Genomic DNA, 22,643 nt, shown 5'->3' on the forward strand with positions numbered 1-22,643 from the left:
CATGGAGGGTCGCGCGGGGTGGGGCGGGGTGTTCCGGGCTATCATACTCTCGTCTCATCAAGTCCCCGATCGATCAGCCCATGCAAAACCCTGCCGTCGAATCCGACCCCACCCGGGGCGAAGAATGGGCCAATGTCGCCACCCATGGCTTCGGCCTTGCTGCGGCCCTCACGGCGGCGACGCTGCTGATTGTGTTTGCCGGGCTGGGCGGCGAGCCGTGGCGGATTGTGACGCTCAGCGTCTTCGGGGCCACGCTCATCGCGGTCTACGGCATCTCGACCCTTTACCACCTCATCCAGCACCCGCCTAGCAAACGGGTCTTGCGCAAGCTCGACCACGCGGCGATCTTCCTGCTGATTGCCGGGACGTACACGCCGCTGATGCTGGTCACCCTCGGCGGGGGTTGGGGCTGGAGCCTCTTCGGCGTCGTCTGGGGATTAGCCGCGGCGGGGCTGACGCTGAAGCTGGTCTGCTTTGATCGCTTCGGCTGGACCCAGCTGGGGCTCAAGCTGACCATGGGCTGGCTGGTGGTGATCGCCATCGGCCCGGCCATCGCCGCGATGTCCACGCCCGGACTGCTCTGGGTGATCGCGGGCGGGCTGGCCTATTCGGTCGGCGTGGTCTTCTTCCTCTGGGAAGGGCTCAAGTACAACCACGCGGTCTGGCACCTGTTTGTCCTGGCGGGCAGCACCTGTCACGTCATGGCGATGGTCACCGACGTCCTGCCCCGCGGCTAATCACGGCGGACCGTCTTACTCGACGATCGCCAACTCGTTCAGACGCGTCCGCCACAGCGGGTTGCCGGGGTCGAGCTCGATCGCCCGCTTGATCGCTTCCCGCGCTTCCTCGACCCGGCCGGCTCGGTGCAGCACGTAGGCCAGCGTGTCGTGGAAGTTCGGTTCGCCGGGCACCTGGTCGACCGCGCGGCGAGCCAGTTCAACGGCTTCGTTCAGATCGCCGCCGTGGTCGGTGATGAGCATCGCCAGGTTGTTGCTGGCACCGGCCAAGCTCTCATCCAACTCTAGCGCTCGTCGGTAAGCCTGCTCCGCGGCGGAGTAGTCCTGGTCGAGCTCAGCCGCGCTACCCACGAAGAACCAAAGCTCGCCCGACTCGCCCGGGGTCTTGGTCAACGTTTCGCCCATCGCACGCCCCTTGTCGCGGAACGGCGTGTAGCTGTCACGCATGCCCAGCGACCACCAGGCCTGAGCCAAGGCGGCTCGCTCGCTCCAGGCGTCGGCAGGAATCGCCGACTCCACGGTCTCCAGCCATTGAGAGGCCTCGCGGGTGCTCGATAGTTTCAGCACGGCCGCATCCAGCCAGACCAATCGCCAGGCCGGATCCGACTCCAGCAGCGGTTCGAGCAGTTGCCGGGCGTCTTTGCCACGCCCCGTAGCAGCCCAGGCCAGCCCCATTTCCATCGTCAGGTTCGGCCGAGCGGAGGGGTTGGCCCGCACGGACTCGGCGTAAGGTGCCAAGCCCTGCGCCGCGGCGTCGGGCCGTCCCAGCTCACGGTTGGCCCGGGCGGCCAACACGTCGATTTCCCAAGTGCTTTGGGGCGACAGCGCAGCCCAGGCCTCGGTGGAGATGAGCGCTTCACGCCACTGAGCGGTGGCGGCGTACGACTCCGCCAAAAGGCGGGCTGATTGCGCCGAGTCCGGGAAGCGTTCACGGGCCGCTTCCGCTCGCGGCAGGGCGAATGCGTCTCGCCCCGCTTCAAATTCCAGACTCACCGACAACACCCAAAGCGATTCAAACTCAGGCGAGGCTTCGGCCAAAGCGACCAAACGATCCGCCAACGCGTCGGGAGAAATCTTGCCCGCGTGCCCCTGATCCAGAGCATCGAGCGCCTGCACCGCTGCCTCGCGGTGCTCGTCTTCGTTGAGGATCGCCAAGCCCATCGCCATCGCACCCGGGACCTCAGCGATCCGGGTGATGATCGGAGCGTGTTGGGAGAACGCCGCGAAGCCTTCAGCCTCGGACAGCTCGGACGACGCGGTTTGGGCGGCGTCGATCGCATCGGCGGAACGGCCAACCCGCAGACGGTGGATAACCAACTGCTCCCAGGCCTCGGCGTCCTTCGGGGAAACTTCGATCAGAGCCAACCAGGCCGCGTCGGCGGTGGCATCGTCACCAAACACCGCGTGGTGTTCGGCCGCTATACGCAGCTGAGCAGCGGGGGCAAGCCCCAGATCGCTGAGCCGCTCCAACGCGGATTCCGCTTTCGCGAATTGGCCCGATTGAGCGTATAGGTCGGCCGCCAACGCCACCGAAGCGGGATAGGGCGATTCGACCAAGGTCTCGACCAGTTCCATAGCCTTCGACTGCTGGCGGGTCTGCATGTACAGCTGAGCCAGCGTGAACACATCGCGGTCCTCGGCTTGATCGGCCTCCAACAAACGAGCCAACACGCCCGCAGCGGAGGCGAAATCGCCTTGGTCGATCATGAGTTGAGCGGCACGGCGCTGAGCGTGAGACGAGGAATCGTCGAGCGATGCAGCGAGCCGTGCGGTTTCGAGGGCGATCTCTTCCGAACCGTCGTCACGTTGGGCCAAAGCCAACTCGGCACGGGCGTCCGCGTTGTCGGGGGACAGGGTGACCGCTTGATTCAGCAGCGAGATCGCCAGGCGGGGGTTGCCCAGCAAACGTTGGGCACGGCCACGCAGCGCCAAAGCCTCGGTCGAGTTCGGCTGCAAACGGATCGCAGCGTCGAGCAACGCGTCGGCTTCTTCTGCAACCGCCACCGGGTCTTCCGAACCCAGCAGCCAGCGGGCTTGCTCAATTCGCCAGAGCGGATCGTTTTCACCGGTCAATGCTTGCAGTCGTTCGATCGCATCCTTGATGGCGACCCGATCTTGCCATGCGGCGGCGCTGCCAAGCTGAGCCAGTTGGGCCTGCAGGTTGTCGGCATGTGTTTCGCCCAGCGTCGACCACGCCATCGTCGACTCGGGGCCGCCGATCTGCTCGAGCAACCGTGCTCGGTTGACGTCCCATTCGACGCCACCGGCCTCGGGTCGCGCCGCATCATACAGCTCGAGAGCGGCGTCGTATTGGCCCGAGTCGAGCAGGCGTTGGGCCTGGATCAGCGTGATCGCCAGGGTTTGGCCGTAGCGTTTGACGTAGGCGGCTTGGGCTTCGCCTTCCAGGTCGAGGCCGTACTGCTGAGCCGCGTCGATGAGGATGAGCATCGCCGGGGCACTCAGGGGCGGTTCGACCGCCAACGCTTCGCGCATCGCCTTATGGGCTTCGGCTTTTTTGCCGGTGCCCGCGAGGACCGCGATTTTCAGAGCCATGGTGCGCGGCTCGCCGGGCTGGGCTTGCTGCACGGTGTCGATTAGGTCAAGCACGTCTTGCTGCTGCGCCGCGCTGAGGGCGGCGGGGTTGTAGGCCATGGCCTGGGCGAGCAAGATCCCGCCCTCGGTGGCACGCGGCTGACGCTGCACCGCCGCCGAGGCGTAGCTCCAGGCTTCCAGGGCATCGCCTTCCTGAAGGTACAGCGAGGCCAGCCCCAGATACGGCTTGGCCCACGAAGGACGCTGGCTCAGGGCCGACTCGTACCGGCTGATCGCCTGGTCGGTCTGACCTGTCCGCGCAAACGCCTCGGCCACCACGAAGTCCACATACGGGTTGTACAGCCCGGCGTCGTTCGCCTCACGCGCTGCGGCAAAGACGGCGTCATAGCCCGCCAATTCCACGTTCATGGCCGCGGTCAGCAGGCCCGCCGTGGCCTGATTGACACGCCCGGCCGCCGACTCGAAACCGCGGACGACTTCTTCGGCCTCGGCTTGGTGTTGGATGCTATGAAGTAGCAGGGTTTGGAGGATGCGTTGCGCGGGGTTCGGGCTTTCAAGCGTCTCGATCAGAGCCAACGCTTCATCGCCGTGACCGGCTTCGAAGCGGCGGCGGATCAACTCCTCCGTGGGAAGCGTCGCATCGGATTCAGCGTGCAACTTTTCAAGATAGGTGAGCACATCTTCAAACATCCCCGCCTTATCCATCAACGCGACTTGTTGCGTCACGAACTCGGCATCCGCGGGAGTCTTCTGAGCCAGATCGCTCAGGATCGCGGCGGCGGGTTCGGTTTCGTCCGCCAGCAGGTGGGCGTAGGCCTGGACCTGGGCGAATGCTGGGCGATTCGGGTCCGACTGCATCAGGGCGCGGGCGTAGTCGAGCAGGGCGGTTTCGGGTTGACCCATGCGTTTCATCACATCCAGCGCAGAGCGGTGGACCAGCACGTCATCCGGATGCGTTTGCACCCACTGACGGGTCGCGGTCAGCGCCTGCTGGTTGCGGCCGATCGAGCTCAGCAAGACCGCACGAGCCCGCAGGGAAATCTCGTGATCCGGATCCGAACGCAGCACGCGCTCGGCGATGTCGATGCCTTCCTGCTCGACCCCGCCGGGGAACTCGGTGAACACGGGCAGGAGCATTTCGGCGGCGCCGCGGTGGTTGGGGTCGTTCGCCAGGACAGCCCGCAAGCCGGTCACGGCGTTGAGCAGCATCGCCGGGTCGCCCTCGGAGAGCTTGAGTTGGGTGCTGGCCAGCGCGAAGGTCGACTCGGTGTCGGCCAGGCCGTTGGCCACGTAAGGCCCGAGCTCAGCGATGACTTGGGCGTGGTCTCCGGCGGCAAAGGCGGCCAGCCCAGCGTCGCGGCGCGGATCAGTCGTCGGCTGGCTCGATGCGTCGCTGACCATGGCATAACGCACACCCACACCCGCGACCAGCAGGAACATGACCCCGAAGATCAGGGTGAGGCGGAAGCGGCGGCGACGACGGCGGGCAGACAGGCTCATGCGAGACTCCGGAGTTTCAAGGCAAACAAGTCGTTGGATTCAATCATCAAAAAGACCACGCTCAGCGGGTCTGGTCGTCCGCGATCGCTTGGATCAGCGGCCAATGCGGGGCGAGCAGTTCGGCGAAGATCGCGTCGCGCTCGGCCTGGGTGTACGAACCATCGGTCACCACCTGGACCTGGGCCGCGCCGAGCGAACGACGCTGCGGGTCGGCCCCGGCGTCGCGGACACTGGCCATGTCCGGCACCATCCCGGCACCCGGAACGATCAGGAAGTTGGCGACAACCATGCGTTGCAGCCCTTCGGTGGTTTCGCGGTCAAAGGTGTATTCGATGCCCCGGATGTCCGAGCCCTCGGCAGTCAGCGGTGCCCACGTGCGCGGCACGGTTTCGATTTGCGTGTACCCCGCGGCTTTGTAGCAGTTGGGCGGCCAGTGGCCGGACAGGTCGCGGGCGTCCATACACTGCACCACGAGCACCGAGGCGTAGCGGTTGCCCGCGTGGTCTCCGAACTCACGGCTGAGCATCGCGTTGGGGCGGAGCAGTTGGACCGCGGCGGCGGGCACGTCGATCGGACGGCTTTCCCAAGGGCCAAACGCGGTCGGCGCGTTCTCGCTCAGGTCCAACACCTTGGCGTGGTACGGCACGGCGTCTGCGGCGGTGGGGAAGCCCGCGTAAGCGATCCCCATGCCCACCAGCATCGCGCTGGCCAGCGCGGGGGCGAGCAGGCGGATCCATTTGGGTTGGGTGGGGGAGGGTTTGGTCATGAGATAGCAACTCAAACGGCGGGCGGAGCGGACAAATTCTTCGAGGACGGCGCGGCTTGCCGGATCGGCACCTCCGCCCACTGCATCAGGCGAACAATGCCCATGAGCACAAAGAACATCACCACGAGCATCCCCCAAGCCGCCATGTCATGGAACGTGCCGCCCCATTCGGGGAACTGCCCTTCGATAAACACCGTCGGCACAATCCGCAGCACATTGCAAGCCACTGCGATGACGGGGCACAGCACCAAGATGAACACACATACGCTGGGGCGTAGTTTCATGATCAAGACAAAGGCGTAGGTCACCAAAACCTGCCCAAAGATCATCCGCATCCCGTTGCATGCCTCAGCGACCAGCATGTCCCGGCCGTTGTAGGTCAGCACGCTGCCGCTGCGTTCGACCGGCATGCCGAGGAGTTGGAAAACAAACTCACTGGCCGTGGCGGTGTAGGTCTGCATCGGGATCGCGATCTGTTGGCGGATCATCCCGGGCACGGGGATCAGGAAGACCAGCAACAGCAGCACTGGAAGCATCGCGCGCACGAGCCGGGGCCCCGCCACGGTGGCGAAGGCGCCGACGACAACGAGCACCGATCCGCCGTGCCACATGGCTTGTTGGAGGTTGAAAAAGCCGTAGAGCGAGATCGCCCAGCCGACGGCGATCAGCGCCGGGCCCAACAGGGAGTAGGTCGGGGTGATTTTCGAGAGCGCCTTCTTCCGGCCGTGAACCAACCAGGCGAACAAAGGCAGCACCAGCCAGACCTGGCTCGCTTCCTCATCCCGCAGCGCGATGTACAGGATGTCGTTCCACGCCCGCAGCCCGGCCCACACCGCGATCAGCCCAAGCAGCGCGCCCAACACGATGCGGCGCGTGTCCCAACCTGGGACGGCGTGGCTTGCGGCGAGCGGGTTGTTGCCTTGCGGCGCGGAGGCCATGGCGAGATTCCCTGGGTCCGATGACGGGCGTCGGCACGATGCGGATGGCCCGATAACACGCGGCGGTGGAGCCGGTGCCTATCGATGTATCGGCGGTTTGGGTGGGGCAACTTGGGGCGAATCCGCGGGGATTCCGGCCGGGCCGCACTGCCGGATCGACACGATGCGGTAGGCTGTTTGGATGAGCCAGGACGTCCCACCAGCCGCCTCGGGGGAAGCGTGGCCCCAACGCCTCGATATGGCGGTGGCGGCTGTCGCGGGCGTCTCGCGGAGGCGGGCCCAGAGGCTGATCGCCGACGGTGTGGTCACGCTCAACGGCAGGGTGGCGAAATCCGGGGACAAAGGGCGCATGATTGGCCCGCAGGACCGCGTCTTGGTGACGGCCGAGGTCGGGCGAGTCCTTCCGCAGCCTGAGATGCCGCTGGTGGTTCTGGGTGAAGGCGACGGGTGGGTGGCGGTCGACAAGCCCGCCGGGGTGCCGGTACATCCGCTGCGGGAAGGAGAGGCCGGAACGCTGCTCAACGCGGTGGCGGGGCGGTACCCCCAAGTGCAGGGTGTGGGTGCTTCAGGCGATGAAGGTGGCTTGAAGTCGGGCGTCGTGCATCGGCTCGATGTCGAAACGTCGGGCGTACTGCTCTTCGCCCTCGACGAGGAACGATGGCAGCGTTTCCGCCAGGCTTTTTCCAACCACACCGCCGACAAACGCTACACCGCGATCGTGTCGGGCCACCCGCCGGAGCACGGCGAGGTGGACCTACGTCTGGCCGTCACCCAACACAAGCCCGCGCGGGTCCAGGCGGTCCCCGATGACCCGTCCCACCCGCACCACAGCGACTCCCGCCGGTGCACGCTGAGTTGGAACGTTACGCAAAGACTCGCCGCAGCGTCACAGCTCGACATCCAACTCGGCACCGGGTTTCTGCACCAGATCCGTGCGACGTTTGCGCACCTGGGCCACCCCGTCCTCGGCGACCCGGTTTACGGACCGACATCATCGCCCCACGAAACGAAAGCCTCGCGGATGCTGCTGCATGCAACATCGCTCCGCATCGAAGGCATCGAAGTCGAAAGCCCGTTGCCGGAAGCTTTTCTGGATGTTGGGTCGCAGCCGTAGGCCGGGTATGGCCGAAAGAGGATGCGTTATTCGGGGATGCGAGACGCGTTGACGTTAACCGAGTTTTCTTCCTCGCCGCCGGGAACACTCAGGACGCGTTCGGCATCGCCTTGGCCGCGGGCGACACGCTGGGCTTTTTCCTGCATCTGCATGCGGTTGGCCAAGTCGTCCATCAGGTACCAGTCACGCCAAGTCTCGTGGCCCGCAGCGACGGCGTCGGCGGGGTCGAGCGTCCGGCCCGAGGTGCGTTGGCCGGTGAGCGGGTCGCGGGTGACGCCGATGGCGACGGGCTTGCCGGATTCGAAGGCGAGCTTGTAGGCGGTTTCGGTCTTGGTCAGGCGGATGTCTTCGCGGGAGCGGTCGATCTTCTCGCCGTTGGCCTTGCCCACGGCGGCGACGACTTCACGCTGAATCATCCGACGCAGTTGGTTGGCGTCGGTGATCGACTTGCCGCGAAGCTCGGCCATGGTCTGGTCGAGCAGGGCGGCGACGGTTTCTTGCGTCGCGTCGGTGCCTAGCTGAGCCAGGGCTTCGTCGAACATGGCGCGGTTGTCGTAGGGCTGCTGCTTGAGCGAGGCGAGGATGGCGTCGAGCTTCTTGTCGTTTTCAGACAGGGCTTCGACCTGCACGAGCAGTTGGCCCAAGAGCGGATCGTTGGCCGCGGCGAGGGCGGCATCGCCCTGTTCCTTCGAGGCCTTGATCAATTGGGCGAGCTGCTCTTGAATCAGCTCCGAGTCCCGGCGGTCTTCCAGCTGCTCGGCCAGCTCGGCGAGCTGGCTGTTGACCGCGGCGAAGGCTTCGCTGGTATCGGTCGGCATGGCCGACTTCACTTCGGCAATCGCCGCCAGAACCGTCTGGGTTTCACCCGAGGAATCCAGGGCTTCGATGCGGGCTAGCACATCCTCCAGCATCGACTTGACCTGGGTGGTCCCGGCGTACTCGGCGGGGCGGGCTTCGATCAGGCGGCGGAGCTCGGCGAGCTCGCCCGCCATGGCGGTGGTGTCGACGGGCGCAGAGGTCGTGGCGTCGAGCCGAGCCACGATGCTGTTGAGGGCTTTGAGCGTCAGGCTGTCGTTGGTCGAGGCGGCCGCGGCGATCTGTTCGACCGTCGGACGGGCCGCGAACATCTCACGGAACTGAGAAGCCAAGGACTCGGCATCTCCGCCACGCTGCTCCAGCATCGCCAGGGCGGCGTCCACCTTCGTATTCAGGGTGTCGTCCGCGCCTTGCTCTTCGATGGCTTGGGCCAGGGCGGTCAGCGGTTCGACCATATCGGGCTGAGCGTCGAGGGTGGCGAGTATCGCGTCGAGCTTGGGCATCAGCCGCTCGGTCTGCGGGCCGAAGGCGTTGATCATGGCTTCGACGTTGCGCTCGTGCTCGGTGCGGGCATCGAGTGCCATGCGGATTTCATTGCGGAGCTGGCGCTGCGTAGGGTTCTCTTCGCCCAGCGCAACGATCTGCGTTTCGAGCTCGGCGGTTCCGCGGTTGGCGTTGATCAGCGAGACCACATTCAACCCGATCAAAACCGCAGCGGCGGCGGCGGTCGCAAAGGCCAGATGCTTGGGCTTGATGCGATTGAACACCGAGGCGTTGGCCGCGTTGAGCGGCAGTTGGAGCGAGGCTTGCTCAAGGTGCTCGGCCGACATACGGGCCAGGACCATGACGGTCCGACCGACCTGGATGTAGTCGCCGTCCTTGAGCGGCTGGACATCGTCGATCTCTTTGTGGTTGCGGTGGGTGCCGTGCTTGGATTCGAGGTCCTGCAGGTACCAGCGGCCGCCGTCGCACCAGATGCGGGCGTGGCGACGCGAGACTTTGACGTCGTTGAACTGCAGGTCTGCGCCTTCGCGGCCGAGAACCACATCGCGATCATCAAACAGTTCGTAGATACGGCCCTTGTCCGGTCCGCCAGCGACAATCAGGATCAGCACAATCAGGTCCTCACAGGGGGCACGAACATCGAGAAACGACACCGCGAACACGGCTCGCCAAGGCCTCATAATGTAAGTCCGCCGATAATTTTACGCAATAGAAGAGATGCGCCCTACTGACCGAGATTCACCGCTTCGCGACGAGGTAGGCGACCCAGTCTTCGGCCGCCGGAAGACGCTTCGCCGGGCCGATCCGGCCGTTTTTCGCCTCGGACCACACCTCCACTTGCCCGAACCCTGCTTTGGAGAGCAGACCCCGCAGTTCGGGGAGCGTCCACAGCCGCCAGTCGTAGCGAAAGGCCGACCGGATCGTATGGCCGTCGCCCAGCGTGAAGTGGATCCGGCAGTCGATCCGGTGGGTGATCGGATCGAACGCCCGCTGCTCCCACTGGTAGGTGAACCCGTCGGCCGGGCGGGTCTGGGTTCCCAGCCGCTGAGCCCCCGGGCCGCCGAAGACATCCATGACGAAAACACCGCCGGGGCGGAGGCCCTTGCGGGCGTGGCGCAGGTAGCCGAGCAGGGCGGATTCGTCGTGGTAGATGAACGTGCTGAAGTTCAGGGCCGCGGTGAGGTCGACTTTGGGAGACGCGATCTGCATCACGTCCGCCTCGACCAGGTGCAGGTCCTCGATGTGGGCGTGGCGACGCTGGGCCCAGCGGAGGGTCGGGCCGTGGAGCTCAACGGCCATGGCCTGTCGCTCGGGGTGACTTTCGCACCAGGACGCCGCCACCGAGCACGTCCCCGCAAAGTCTTCGCGCAGGAGCCACGCCGATTCCCCGCCGTTCATCGCTTCGTAAATCCGCCCTAGCAACGCCGCCTCGGCCCACGGCTGCTGCACCGCGTGCTCGTAAATTTCCAACCGGTGAGGACGTTTTGCCTTGCTCATACAGTCAACATATCACCCTGCCCGATACACTGTGTAATGACTCACAGGTTTCGGTTTCTCTCCTGGCGCCTAGCGCCCAACCCCTAGCGCCAACCCACATGACCTCTCTCATCCTCACCGTCGTCGGCCCCGACCGCCCGGGCCTGGTCAAAGCCCTCTCCGATGTGGTCGCTCGCCACGACGCCAATTGGCTCGAGGGCGAGATGGCGCAGCTCGCCGGGCAATTTGCAGGCATCGTCCACGTCCAGGCGCCTATCGAGTCGGTCGAAGCGCTCAGCGCGGATTTGGACGGACTGAAAGCCCAGAAGCTGTACGTCCACGTGACGCATAGCCCCGAGGCCGACTCCGCCGACCTCCGCGGCACCCGCCTGTACGAGCTCGAACTCATCGGGTTGGACCGCCCGGGCATCGTGCGTGACCTGGCCAAGGCGTTGGCCACCCGCAGCATCAATGTCGCGAAGCTCAAGACCCTGACCGAAAGCGCCCCGATGTCCGGCGAGCTCATGTTCAAAGCGACCGCCAGCCTCCACGCCCCCGAGGACACGTCGCACGACGATCTGCACGACGCCCTCGACCAACTCGCCGACGATCTGGACCTGGACCTGTCGCTCAACGTGGCCACGCCACAAGCGGGCTGAAGCCCGGGGCGATCTGCCCTCGATGGTTGCCGCGCGTTAGTGCGAAAGTGACGCCGACGCGTCGAGCACCGTGACGTTGTAGGTCTTGCCGGACTCGGCGAAGTGCTTGGGAAAATCTTCGTCGTCGCCGCGTTCGCGTTTCCAGGTGATGTGGACCAGTTTCAGCGTCCCGCCGGGCGAGACGACCGCCAGCGTGCGGCCGTTGTATTTCCAGTCGTCGTCGTCCTCGTCCTCGCTGGAGATTTCTTCGACAACGTAGTTCCCGCCGACTCCGGCCTGGGCGTAGACGGGCGCGGTTTGACGCACATTGAGCCCCACCACCAAACCCATGGTCATCGTCGCCGCCAACATGAAGAGAACGGATATCCGGTTGTTCATCGTGGTCTCCTGAAAGAGGGAAGAATCCAATCACTAGCACGAAAGGCTTGCTCAACCGACAGCGTACTACACCGTCGGCTCCTCTTCGACGGGAACCTCGCTCGGGGCGTGCTTTTCCAGGCTAAAGGGGAACCGCCGCCCGACGATTCCCCCCGCTATCGCCCCGGCGAACGCGAGCACCAGCCACAGCCACATCGTTAAACCAAAACACGCCATGCTCACCCCGAGCGACATGCCGAACAGGGTGCCTAGGAAGATGCCGACGCCGACGCCGATCGAGTGTTCCGCGACGGTAAAGCTCTCCCCCAGGGCCTTGCGCTCGCTGCGAGTTCGACCCGGCCGCCTGGTCACGCCATGTCCTCGATGCACCGGGCCACCAGCGCCGTCCACCCGGTCTGGTGAGAGGCGCCCAGCCCGCGGCCGGTGTCGCCGTGGAAGTACTCGTAGAACAACACCCGGCCCTCTTCGTCCGGCGGGCACAACTTAATCAACCGGCGCTCGATCTCCTGGGCGACCTTGTCGAGCGTGACGTAGTTCCCCGAGCCGGTGGGGCATTCGACGGTGAACGACTCGCCGTAGAAGTAGTGGTAGCGCTGCAGCGATTCGAGGATGAGGTAGTTGATGGGGAACCACACGGGCCCGCGCCAGTTCGAGTTGCCGCCGAACATGCGGGTGTCGGATTCGCCGGGGGTGTACTTGACCGACATCTTCTCGCCGTCGAGGTCGAGTTCGTAGGGATGCTTCTCGTGGTATTTCGATACCGAGCGGATGCCGTAGGGCCCGAAGAACTCGTCTTCGTCGAGCATGTATTTCAACACGCGGCGGAGGCGTTCACGCGAGGGCATCGCCAGGAGCAGCATGTCGGAGCGGGTGGTTTCGTTGTCCTGGTCGTTGGCCATGAACGCGATGCGTTTGGCCAGGTCGCCGCGGTACTTGAGGAACCACTCCATCCGGCGTTTGAACCCGGGCAGGCGGTCGATGCGTTCCTGCTTGAAGGTCTCGACCGCGATCAGTGGCATCAGCCCGACCAGCGAGCGGATACGGATCGGCTCGGACTCGCCCTTGGTGATGAGCTGGTCGTAGTAGATGCCGTCTTTCTCGTCCCACAGGCCGTCCTGGCCGATGTCGTTGATCGCGTCGGCGATCGAGACGAAGTGCTCGAAGAATTTGCTGGCCATGTCGGCGTAGGCCATGGAGTGGGGCGAGTTGTCGTCGTCCGCGAGCTCCATCGCCATCGAGAGCATGATGTTGCAGTAGAACGCCATCCACGCCGTCGCGTCCGATTGGACGAGCTGTCGCCCTCCGGGCAGCTTCTGGCTGCGGTCGAACACCCCGATGTTATCGAGCCCCAGGAAGCCACCCGCGAACAGGTGGTTGCCGTTGGGGTCCTTGCGGTTGACCCACCAGGTGAAGTTCAGCAGCAGCTTCTGGAAGCAGGATGCGAGGAACAACCGGTCGCGCTTGCCCCGCGCCGCGGTCATTTTGTAGACCCGCCACACCGCCCAGGCGTGCACCGGCGGGTTCACATCACCGAACGCGAACTCGTAGGCGGGGATCTGACCGTTGGGGTGCATGTACCACTCGCGCAGGAACTTGTCGAGCTGCCGCTTGGCGAAGTCGGCGTCGATCCGGCAGAACGGCAGCATGTGGAACGCCGTGTCCCACGCCGCGAACCACGGGTACTCCCACTTGTCGGGCATCGACAGGATGTCCCGGGCAAACAGGTGCGGCCAGTCGTGGTTGCGGCCGGTCTGGCGCTGCTCGGGCGGCGTGCGCATGTCCGGGTCGCCGTTGAGCCAGGCGTCGATGATGTAGTGGTAGAACTGCTTGGTCCAAAGCAGGCCCGCATAGGCCTGGCGCGAGACCAACCGCTGCTCGTCGCTGAGCGTTTGGGGGATCACGATGTCGTAGAACTGCTCGGCGTCTCGCACCCGCGCATCGAACACCACGTCGAACGCTTCGGGAGACAGCTCCTCATCCAGCATGGTGTGGCGAGGCGTGTCGCTGGGGTAGAGGCGCAGCGTCAGCGTCTTGCTCTCGCCGGGGGCGAGGTTGAGCTTGTAGTGGGCCGCGGCTTTGGTGCCGTACTGCTGCGGGTTGATCGCGCCTTTTTCGCCGTCGACGATGTGGCGGTGGAACGCGTCTTTGTGGAAGCGGGTGCGGTTGCGCTCGCCGAAGAGGCGTTCGTGGTTGGTGTGGTTTTCGGTGAAGAGCATCTCCGGCAGCTCGCCGGTTTCCGGATTCGGCCCGGCGACCCAGGTGTACTTGCCCAGCGTCTCGTGCTCGGTCTTCACGGCCTGCACCTTGCGCACGCTCATCGCCTTGCCCGGACGCGGCACCATGCGCATGTCCGGCCGCATGTGGCAGCCTTCGTGCTCACAGCCCCACACCCACGTGTTGCGGAACCACAGCGTCGGCAGCACGTGCAGCTTCGCCGCCTCGGGGCCGCGGTTGGTCAACGTGATCCGCATCAGCAGGTCATCGATGTCGGCCTTTGCGTACTCGGCCTGGACCTCGAAGAAACGGTTCTCGTCAAACGCCCCGGTGTCTTCGAGCTCGTACTCGAGGTCTTTTTTGGTCCGCTTGAGGCTTTCCTTGACCAGTTCGTCGTAGGGATACGCCGATTGGGGGTAGCGGTACATCGCCTTGGCGTAGCTGTGGGTGGGGGTGGAGTCGAGGTAGTAGTACGACTCTTTCACATCCTCGCCGTGGTTGCCTTGGTGCCCGGTCAGGCCGAACAGGCGTTCTTTGAGAATGACGTCCTTCTCGTTCCACAGCGCCAGCGCAAAGCACATCCGGCACTCGCGGTCGGTGAAGCCCAGCAGGCCGTCTTCGCCCCAGCGGTAGGCCCGGCTGCGGGCGTGGTCGTGGGGGAAGTAGTCCCAGACGTTGCCGTCGGACGAGTAGTCTTCGCGGACCGTCGCCCATTGGCGTTCGGAGAGGTATGGACCCCAGCGTTTCCAGTTTTTTTCTCTTGCCCGGTCTTCGCGCAGCCGTCGGTGTTCGGGCGTATCCGCGTTCGGGTTGGGTTTAGGTTTAGGCATCGGACTATTATTGTCACCGATGAGCCGTTCGTCTTCCAGCCGTGCCCGCTTCGCCGATTACAAAATCAAACTGCGCGACCGCCGCAGGGAACCCAAGAAGCGCGACAAACGCGGCAACGAGATCAAACGCACCCGCAGTTTCACCCAACTCCTGCGAGCCTTTCTCGGTTTGCTGCGTGGGCACCGGCTCATCCTCGCCGCGGCGCTGACGACGCTCACCTCCGCCACGCTGATCGCTCTCGTCCCGCTTTACGCGCCGAAGATCGTTGTGGATAACGTGCTCGGCGGGCAGCCCGTTCCCGAGGGCTTGGCCCGTTGGCTGCCCGGCTCGAGCGGCGACACCCCGAAAGCACTGCTGGTCACGCTGGTTGTATTCACTCTGATTCTGGCCTTCGTTTCCGTGGTGATTGGTCTCTGGGGGCGGTGGCACGCCACGCGCATCACCAAGCGGTTGCAGTCGGATGTGCGTCGCCGGGCGTTCGAGCACGCCAGTCGACTCCCGCTGCACCGGGTCTACGAGCTCAAGACCGGCGGGGTCGCGGGCATCCTGCGTGATGACGCCGGGGCGGTGGGCAACCTCGTCTTCGGGATGATCTACAACCCCTGGCGGGCGGTGATCCAGTTCCTGGGCACGCTCATCGTGCTGACCACGATCGATTGGAAGCTGTTGCTCGGCGGGTTATGCATCCTGCCGGTCGTCTGGATCACGCACCGCACCTGGATCGGCCGGATCCGCCCGATGTTCCGCGACGTGCGCAGGACCCGGCAACACATCGACGGCCACGCCACCGAGGTCTTCGGCGGGATGCGCATCGTCCGTGCCTTCGGCCAACAACGGGCCGAGTCGGGCCAGTTCGTCGGCGGCAACCACATGATGATCCGCCAGGAACTCAACACCTGGTGGTGGATGCGCGGCATCGACACGGCGTGGGCGGTGATCATCCCCGTCGCCTCGGCGTTGCTGCTGCTCTACGGCGGGCTGCGCATCCTGGACGACAACGCCGCGGTTGAAGCGGGCACGCTCGCCCCGGGCAAGGCGCTGACCATCGGCGATCTGGTGGTGTTCCTCGGCTACCTCGCGGCGCTGCTCGGGCCTATCGCGACTCTCGCCGCCACGGCCGCCTCGCTGCAGAACGACCTGGCGGCGCTCGACCGCACACTCGACTTGCTCGAGGAGCCGCGCGAGATGCCCTCGCCGCTCGACGCCTTGGCGGTCTCGCGGGACACAGTGCACGGCCGGGTTGAGTTTGATGGCGTGAGCTTCACCTACCCCAAGGCGGAGAAGCCGGTCTTTGCCGACATATCCTTCACCGCCGAGCCCGGGCAGACCGTCGCGCTGGTCGGCCCCAGCGGCGCGGGCAAGACCACGCTCTGCAACCTCGTCGCCCGCTTCTACGACCCGACTGTCGGGCGGGTCACCCTCGACGGCACCGACCTCCGCGATATCGACGTCGACAGCTACCGCAATCTGCTGGGCGTCGTCGAGCAAGACGTGTTCCTCTTCGACGGCAGCGTTGCCGACAACATCGCCTACGCCAAGGCCGATGCCACGGCCGATGACATCCAACGCGCCGCCGAGCAAGCCAACGCCCACGAATTCATCAAGGACATGCCCGAAGGCTACGCCACGCTCATCGGCGAGCGCGGCGTCAAGCTCTCGGGCGGGCAACGCCAACGCCTCGCCATTGCCCGGGCCATCCTCGCCGACCCGCGCATCCTCATCCTCGACGAAGCCACGAGCAACCTCGACACGGAATCCGAACGCCTCATCCAGGCGTCGCTGTCCGATCTCATGCAGGACCGCACGAGTTTTGTCATCGCTCACCGCCTCTCCACCATCACCCACGCCGACCGCATCCTCGTCATCGCCCACGGCCAGATCCTTGAGCAGGGCACCCACGACCAGCTGATGCAAGCGGGGGGCACCTACCGCGGGATGATCGAGATGCAGCTGGAATCCACGCCCACCCCAACGCTTTAAGCCCACTCTCGATATGCCTCCGGGTTTTTCCTAGGCCACCTCCGGAATAGTTATTTCGGAAGGCTTGTTATGAGAACGCTGCAAGTCGTTTGCGGCGTTTCTGAATCTCGACTCACCCACGAATCTTGGAGGCTTACCCATGAGCGAATCACTACTCGATAAGACGAAGACCATTCTCGAACAATTGAAGAACGGACAATTTGTGGAAGGCATGGAAGAGTTTTATGCCGACAACGTGGTCAACGAAGAGCCCACCGGCGCGACGATTGAGGGCAAAGCCGCGCTCATCGCACACGAACACGAGGTGCTGGCGAACGTCGCGGCCTATCACGGCTGCGAGGTGCGCTCCGTCGGCGTAGGCGAAGACGACGGCCAGGGTAACGGCGTAACTTTCGCCGAGTACAAGCTGTCGGTCGACATGAAAGACGGCAGCAAGTTCAACCCGGATCAAGTCCAGGTGATCCGCTGGGAGAACGGCAAAGCGATCCACAACAAGTTCTACTACAACCCGGATTTCTGATCGTCGAACGACCGAATCGCCGCTGGGCTTAACGGCCCAGCGGTGTTTTATGGAATCTCCGATTCAACAACTTCTCCCACCGGTGGTGATCATCTCGGCGTGTGGTCTGCTGTGCATGGCGCAATTCGCGCGCTACACGGCGATCGTCGGTCGGGTTCGGCAGTTCCACCGCGAGTACCTCAACGCATACGCCAAGCTCCAGCACTGCGCGCCCGACGAACGCCCGCTGCTGCAAGGCATATGCGCGGAGCTCGAGCAGCAGGCCCACGGCGTGCTCCGCCTCGCCTGCATGATCCGCAGCGCCCTGATGTTTCTCGTCGTCGCGGTCATCTGCATGATTGTCACGTCGCTGCTGATCGGGCTCGAATTGGTCTGGCCACGCGTCGGCGCGGGCTTGGGATTGGCGGTATTCGTGTCGGGCCTGGTGATGATGCTGGTGGGGATGGGGTATGTCTTCGCCGAGGTACGGATCAGCCTCCGTCTGGTTCAGCACGAGCACGCCGAGCTTGAACGGCGGGCCGCGGTTGGGGTGTCGTACTCCGGCATGAGCGATTCGAACTCCGAGGCGGAGGCGTGATCATGAGCTTGATCCTCGCCGCATCTGAAGTTCGTGCATTCGATCTCCGGCACCTCTGCGAAATGTTGGCGGCGGTGATCGCCTGGATCGGCGTGGCTGTCCTGGTTTACGGCGTGGGGAGAGCGGTCTGGTCTTTCATCCGGATCGAAAGCCACGGCAGCCCGCACGCAATCGGCTCCGCATGGACTTGGGGTTTTACCTGCTTCTTTCTTTGGAAATCCTGCTGGCCGCAGACATCATCGAGACCTTAAATGCCCCGGACCTCGAACACATCGTGGTCCTCGGAGCGATCGTGCTGATCCGGACGGTGATCAGCGTTTCATTGAACTGGGAACTGACCCAGGAGCGTAAGCAGCACACTTCTCCCTCCTCCCCGCCCCTGGCGGAATCCGTAAGCGAGACACGATGAGCCATCCTTCAGAGATCCCGGTTGAACTCACTTGGCACAAAGCCCTCGACCCCGAAGAGCTACCTGAGGGCCGGGTCAAGACGGTTACCCTCGGCACCAACACGCTCTGCCTCACCCACTACGACGGCAAATACGGTGCGCTCGACAACCGCTGCCCCCACCAAGGCGGTCCGCTGGGTGAAGGCACGATCGAGAACGGGATGCTCCGTTGCCCGTGGCACGGGTGGGACTACTGCCCGCTGACCGGCACACCCCCGGGAGACTACGACGACGGCGTCGAAACCTTCCCTACCGAAACCCGCGAAGATGGGGTCTACGTCGGCCTGCCCCCCGAGCCCGAACACGTCCGCGATGTGTCGGACGTGATGATCGAGACGATGGTCAACTGGGGCGTGAAGTGGTGCTTCGGCATGGTCGGCCACTCGAACCTGTCCGTCGCCGATGCGCTGCGGCGTCAGGAAGAAGCGGGCAACCTGAAATACATCGGCATCCGCCACGAAGGGGCCGCGTCGTTTGCGTGCAGCGCCTACGGCAAACTCACCGGCCGCCCCGCGTCCTGCCTCGCGATCGCCGGGCCCGGCGCGACCAACCTGCTCACCGGGCTGTGGGACGCCCACGTCGACCGTGCCCCCGTAATCGCGCTCACCGGCCAGGTCGCCTCTCAGGTACTGGGTCGGCACAACTTTCAGGAGCTCCCGCTCGAAAAGCCTTTGGGGGTGTGGCGAATTACACCCAAACCGTCTTGCCCAACTCGGCCCACGCCGAGTTGATGAACCTCGCCTGCAAGTCGGCCCTGCTCGATCGGGGCGTGACGCACCTGATCTTCCCCGACGAGGTTGCCGGGCTCGAAGCTGCGGAGAAACCCGTCGGAACCCCCGAGGGTCGCATCACCTCCACGAAGATCGCGCCGCCGGAAGATTCGCTCGGCGAAGCGGTCGAGATGCTCAAGACCGCCGAGCGGCCCGTGATCATCGTCGGCCACGGCGCACGGTACGACATGCCCGCGATCATCGAACTGGCCGAGTCCTTGAACGCCCCGGTCCTCACCACGTTCAAAGGCAAGGGGCTGATCCCCGACGACCACCCGCTGGGCTGCGGCGTGCTCGGCCGATCGGGCACGCCCGTGGCGTCGTGGTTCATGAACGAGAGCTCTCACCTGCTGGTGCTCGGCGCGTCGTTCAGCAACCACACCGGCATCACGCCCAAGAAACCGACGATCCAAGTCGACCTCGACCCGCACGTGCTGGGCAAGTTCCACGCGGTGGACGTGCCGGTGTGGGGTGAGCTGTCGGTGACGGTGAAGCTGCTGCAAGAACGACTGGCGGGCGTACGCGGCCAAGACGTCACGGGCGAGATCGCCGAGCGTTGGCGGATCTGGCGTGACGAGAAAACCAGCCGCCGCAGAGACGATCGCGGGCAGGGCGTCAACAGCGCGTCGATCTTCGAGTCGCTTTGGCAAACGATCCCGGACGACGCGATCTTGTCGGTCGACGTCGGCAACAACACCTACAGCTTCGGCCGGTACTTCGAGTGTCGGCGGCACGCGGTGCTCATGTCGGGCTACCTCGGCTCGATCGGCCACTCGTTCGTTGGCGCACTCGGCGCCTGGGTGGCGACGCAGGAAGACGACGAGCGTTTCCGCGGGCGGAAGGTCGTGAGTGTCTCGGGCGATGGCGGCTTCGGTCAGTACATGGGCGACTTCAACACCGCGGTGAAGTACGGCATGGACATCACCCACGTCCTGCTGAACAACACCAACCTCGGCAAGATCACCAAGGAGCAGCGGGCGGGCCACTGGCCGGTCTGGCAGACCTCTTTGACCAACCCGAGTTTCGCGGAATACGCCAAGATCTGTGGCGGCTTCGGCATCCAGGTCACCCAGGCGGATCAACTCGACGAGGCGATCGCCCAGGCCTTGGCCCACCCCGGACCGGCGATTGTTGAGGTGATGGCCGACCAGGAACTGGTTTAAGCCGCGCGTCACATCGCGATGTCTTTCTCGGGGATGCGGCCGAAGGCGATTTTGTCGTCCATTGCGTAGTCGACGACGTGCGTCATCGAGCCCGGGTGCAGGGCGTGGGCTTTGAACCGGCGGTTCACGCGGTCGATCACCTCGGACAGCTTGTCCTGCTTCTGGGTCTGCGCGAACAGGTGCCCCGGGGTCGAGCCTTCGGGGGTGAGTCCGCTCAGATCGACCGACACCTTCAGCGGCACGGGCATGGGTTCGGTCGAGCCCGGCAGCGCGTCCATCCCGCCGCGCCACGGCCGACGCCGCCACAGCCGTTCGTAATGCTCAAGAACAGTCGGCGTGTCGTGCACCGACGGCAGGGCGATCTCCTCGGCCCATGCGCCGCCGCCGACCAGCGACACGTGGACCCGCAAGCGGTGGGCGAAATACCCGTCGCGGCGGCAGCGCATCACGGCTTTGCACAGCAGGCGGGTCATGATGCCGTGGGCGCCTTCGTCGTTGCGGTACTGCGGCGGGAGGATGTGGGCGTGGCCCATGCTCGATCGGCGGGTCTTGGGTTCCTCGGCTTCGTGGCCGTGGTAGCCCATCCAGAAATACTCGCCCTGCACCGAGCCCCAGATGCGTCGGCAGTCGGCCTTGGTCAGCTCCCACAACGCCTCGGGCGTGGTGATGTCGTGCTGTCGGAGACGGGTGTCCATGCCGCTGCCGATGCCGGGGATGTCGCGCAGCTTCATCGGCGAGAGGATCCCGGGCATGCGGTCCATCGTGAGCACGGTCAGTCCATCGGGCTTCTGCAGTTCACAAGCGGTCTTGGCCAGCAAGCGCGACGGCGCGATCCCGACCGAGCAGGGCAGCGCATGATTGTGGTCCTCGGCGATCTGCTGCTTGATGCGTTTGGCCAGCTCCACCGCACGCTCGGGCCGACGCTCTTCGCCCATCAGGCGGATGGCCCATTCGTCGATCGAGTAGGTCTTGGTGGTGGGCAGGTGCTTCTCGATGCTGGCGTGGATCGAGTGGTGGAGTTCGACGTAGCGGGCGGGGCGGGCCTGCAGCAGCGTGATGTCGGGGCAGAGCTTGCGGGCCTCGGCCCCGCGCACGCCCATGCCGACACCGCGGGCCTTGGCCTCGTAGCTCGCTGCGATGACCGCACCGCCCGACGCCAACACCGGGCAGACGCCCACGGGCTTCCCACGCAACTCCGGCCGATCGTACTGCTCACAGGACGCAAAGAAGCTGTTGAGGTCGAGAAAAAACCACGACACCCGCGCCTCGCTCAGGGCTTGGCTGGAGGCGTGATGGGCCGGTTCACGAGCCGGGACGGATGGCGAGGGCTTCTGCCACATATACCAAACATAATCCTATCACTTGAATTTGTCCACCGTAAAAACACGCTGGCCACATCGGGGCAGGGCAAGCGTTGTTTACCGCGATCGGGGTGCGAACGGTTAAGACGAAACCGCGTGCGCCGCGGCCGATTCGCAGAGCTGCGCCAACGCGTCACAGGCGTATTTCACGTCTTGTGCAGTGACGAACGGGCCGAAGGACAGGCGGGTGGTGCCGCCCAGGGCGTGGGTGCCGACGGTCTGGTGGGCAAGCGGGGCACAGTGGATGCCCGCGCGGGTGAGGATGCCGTAGTCCTGTTCGAGGGCTTGGGCCAAGGCGTTGGGGTCGGCGAACCGGCCATCTTCGCTGTCGATGCGGACCGAGAAGACGCCGCATCGGTACTTGATCCCTTGCGGGCCGACACAGGAGAAGCCGGGCATGCTGGCGGTGTCGTGCAGGCCGTCGATCATGGTCTCGGTGAGCTTGCGGTCGTGGGCCCAGAGTTTCTCGACGGTCTGGTCGAGGATCCAGCCGAGCGCGGCGTTGAGGCCGACGATGCCCGGGGCGTTGTGGCTGCCGGGCTCGAAGCGGTCGGGCATGAAGGTGGGCTGGACGTCGAGCTCGGAAACGCTGCCGGTGCCGCCTTCGCGGACGGTGCGCATCATGTTCTCGATGCCGGGGCGGATGTAGAGGAAGCCGGTGCCCAGCGGCCCGAGCAGCGACTTGTGCCCGGGCGCAGCGAGCAGGTCAATGTTGTCCCGCTGCACATCCAGCGGCACGTGGCCCGCGGTCTGGGCCGCGTCGACGAGAAACGGCACGGCCGACTCACGGCAGATCTGGCCGATCTCGTAGATGGGTTGCAGCGTGCCGGTGACATTGCTGCCGTGGACAATGGCGACGAGGCCGGTGTCGGGGCGGATGGCGGCTTTGATGTCGGCCGGATCGACACGGCCGGTCCGCGGATCACACTCAACGCGGGTCTGCGTCGCCACGCCCTGGCTGACCAGCTCGTTGAACGGGCGGAGCACCGAGTTGTGATCGAGGTGGCAGGTAACGACGTGGCGGCGCTTGGCCTGGGGGTGTATCAGGCCGTGGATCGCCAGGTTCAGTGCATCGGTGGTATTGAGCGTGAAGACGACGTGGTCGGGCGACTCGCCGTTGAGCAGGGTGTTGATGCGTGAGCGGCACTCGACGAACAGCGCGGTGGCCTCGCGGGCCTCGGCGTAGGCTCCTCGGCCAGGCGATGCACCGAGCTGAGTGGCGTAGTGGTTCATGGCCTCGAGGACGCAGGGCGGCTTGGGGAAGCTGGTCGCGGCGTTGTCGAGATAGATACGACGAGGCGGGTTGGAGGCAGCGGAGTTCAGGTCGTTCACTAGGGC

The 22,643-nt window shown here is 65.0% G+C and carries 17 protein-coding genes and 1 pseudogene; 8 read left to right on the top strand and 10 right to left on the bottom strand.

All coding sequences use genetic code 11. The features are described 5' to 3' along the window. Positions 1–80 precede the first annotated feature (80 nt). Entirely contained in the window at positions 81–737 is a 657-nt protein-coding gene (gene trhA / locus HNQ40_RS16290; RefSeq protein WP_184678877.1) for a PAQR family membrane homeostasis protein TrhA, read from the top strand. A 15-nt stretch (positions 738–752) separates the two neighbouring features. On the opposite strand, the gene HNQ40_RS16295 is transcribed toward trhA, so the two are convergent. The 3 genes from HNQ40_RS16295 to HNQ40_RS16305 all read right to left on the bottom strand — a co-directional run bounded on the left by HNQ40_RS16295 (position 753) and on the right by HNQ40_RS16305 (position 6,494). After that, a complete protein-coding gene (locus HNQ40_RS16295; RefSeq protein WP_184678878.1) occupies positions 753–4,790 on the bottom strand; it encodes a tetratricopeptide repeat protein in 4,038 nt (1,345 codons plus the stop codon). Positions 4,791–4,851: 61 nt separating this feature from the next. Beyond that, on the bottom strand, positions 4,852–5,556 hold the full coding sequence (locus HNQ40_RS16300; protein ID WP_184678879.1) for an exosortase-associated EpsI family protein: 705 nt from the start codon (positions 5,554–5,556) through the stop codon (positions 4,852–4,854). 11 nt (positions 5,557–5,567) lie between these two features. Then, positions 5,568–6,494 carry an exosortase/archaeosortase family protein gene (locus HNQ40_RS16305; RefSeq protein ID WP_184678880.1) on the bottom strand — a complete coding sequence of 309 codons (927 nt, stop codon included), beginning with the start codon at positions 6,492–6,494 and terminating at the stop codon, positions 5,568–5,570. 181 nt (positions 6,495–6,675) lie between these two features. Here HNQ40_RS16305 and HNQ40_RS16310 point away from each other — a divergent pair, with 181 nt between their 5' ends. Continuing rightward, the gene (locus HNQ40_RS16310) at positions 6,676–7,608 is read left to right on the top strand and encodes an RluA family pseudouridine synthase (protein WP_184678881.1); all 933 of its coding nucleotides are present in this window, start codon (positions 6,676–6,678) and stop codon (positions 7,606–7,608) included. Between the two features lie 26 nt (positions 7,609–7,634). On the opposite strand, the gene HNQ40_RS16315 is transcribed toward HNQ40_RS16310, so the two are convergent. Next, positions 7,635–9,608 (bottom strand): FHA domain-containing protein, encoded by a 1,974-nt coding sequence (locus HNQ40_RS16315; protein WP_221435588.1) that lies wholly within the window; start codon positions 9,606–9,608, stop codon positions 7,635–7,637. Between the two features lie 58 nt (positions 9,609–9,666). Further along, entirely contained in the window at positions 9,667–10,425 is a 759-nt protein-coding gene (locus HNQ40_RS16320) for a class I SAM-dependent methyltransferase (RefSeq protein WP_184678883.1), read from the bottom strand. 98 nt (positions 10,426–10,523) lie between these two features. Here HNQ40_RS16320 and HNQ40_RS16325 point away from each other — a divergent pair, with 98 nt between their 5' ends. Then, positions 10,524–11,063: a glycine cleavage system protein R gene (locus HNQ40_RS16325; RefSeq protein ID WP_184678884.1), complete on the top strand. Its 540-nt coding sequence runs from the start codon at positions 10,524–10,526 to the stop codon at positions 11,061–11,063. A 36-nt stretch (positions 11,064–11,099) separates the two neighbouring features. On the opposite strand, the gene HNQ40_RS16330 is transcribed toward HNQ40_RS16325, so the two are convergent. From HNQ40_RS16330 to HNQ40_RS16340, 3 genes are read right to left on the bottom strand one after another with little or no spacing between them, the layout of a single operon-like run. Next, a complete protein-coding gene (locus HNQ40_RS16330; RefSeq protein ID WP_221435589.1) occupies positions 11,100–11,471 on the bottom strand; it encodes a hypothetical protein in 372 nt (123 codons plus the stop codon). A 36-nt stretch (positions 11,472–11,507) separates the two neighbouring features. Beyond that, complete coding sequence (locus HNQ40_RS16335) at positions 11,508–11,792, bottom strand: hypothetical protein (RefSeq protein WP_184678886.1); 285 nt, start codon at positions 11,790–11,792, stop codon at positions 11,508–11,510. Then, on the bottom strand, positions 11,789–14,485 hold the full coding sequence (locus tag HNQ40_RS16340; protein WP_184678887.1) for an MGH1-like glycoside hydrolase domain-containing protein: 2,697 nt from the start codon (positions 14,483–14,485) through the stop codon (positions 11,789–11,791). Before HNQ40_RS16340 ends, HNQ40_RS16335 begins: the two co-directional genes overlap by 4 nt. A 19-nt stretch (positions 14,486–14,504) precedes the next feature. Between HNQ40_RS16340 and HNQ40_RS16345 the strand changes: the two genes are divergently transcribed. The 5 genes and pseudogenes from HNQ40_RS16345 to HNQ40_RS18755 all read left to right on the top strand — a co-directional run bounded on the left by HNQ40_RS16345 (position 14,505) and on the right by HNQ40_RS18755 (position 19,944). After that, positions 14,505–16,466 carry an ABC transporter ATP-binding protein gene (locus HNQ40_RS16345; RefSeq protein ID WP_184678888.1) on the top strand — a complete coding sequence of 654 codons (1,962 nt, stop codon included), beginning with the start codon at positions 14,505–14,507 and terminating at the stop codon, positions 16,464–16,466. A 139-nt stretch (positions 16,467–16,605) separates the two neighbouring features. Then, on the top strand, positions 16,606–16,986 hold the full coding sequence (locus HNQ40_RS16350) for a nuclear transport factor 2 family protein (RefSeq protein WP_184678889.1): 381 nt from the start codon (positions 16,606–16,608) through the stop codon (positions 16,984–16,986). Positions 16,987–17,035: 49 nt separating this feature from the next. Continuing rightward, positions 17,036–17,563, top strand: a complete 528-nt coding sequence (locus HNQ40_RS16355; RefSeq protein WP_261356887.1) for a DUF2721 domain-containing protein — start codon at positions 17,036–17,038, stop codon at positions 17,561–17,563. Between the two features lie 127 nt (positions 17,564–17,690). Continuing rightward, the gene (locus tag HNQ40_RS16360; protein ID WP_261356959.1) at positions 17,691–17,972 is read left to right on the top strand and encodes a DUF1622 domain-containing protein; all 282 of its coding nucleotides are present in this window, start codon (positions 17,691–17,693) and stop codon (positions 17,970–17,972) included. Next, a pseudogene (locus HNQ40_RS18755) lies at positions 17,969–19,944 on the top strand (thiamine pyrophosphate-binding protein). The gene HNQ40_RS16360 and the pseudogene HNQ40_RS18755 overlap by 4 nt, the downstream one beginning before the upstream one ends. An 8-nt stretch (positions 19,945–19,952) precedes the next feature. Here HNQ40_RS18755 and HNQ40_RS16370 read toward each other — a convergent pair. After that, on the bottom strand, positions 19,953–21,284 hold the full coding sequence (locus HNQ40_RS16370; protein WP_184678892.1) for a Y-family DNA polymerase: 1,332 nt from the start codon (positions 21,282–21,284) through the stop codon (positions 19,953–19,955). A gap of 102 nt (positions 21,285–21,386) precedes the next feature. After that, positions 21,387–22,637 carry an aminotransferase class V-fold PLP-dependent enzyme gene (locus HNQ40_RS16375; RefSeq protein ID WP_184678893.1) on the bottom strand — a complete coding sequence of 417 codons (1,251 nt, stop codon included), beginning with the start codon at positions 22,635–22,637 and terminating at the stop codon, positions 21,387–21,389. Positions 22,638–22,643: the final 6 nt, after the last annotated feature.

The sequence above is a fragment of the Algisphaera agarilytica genome (assembly GCF_014207595.1).
Taxonomy (GTDB): domain Bacteria; phylum Planctomycetota; class Phycisphaerae; order Phycisphaerales; family Phycisphaeraceae; genus Algisphaera; species Algisphaera agarilytica.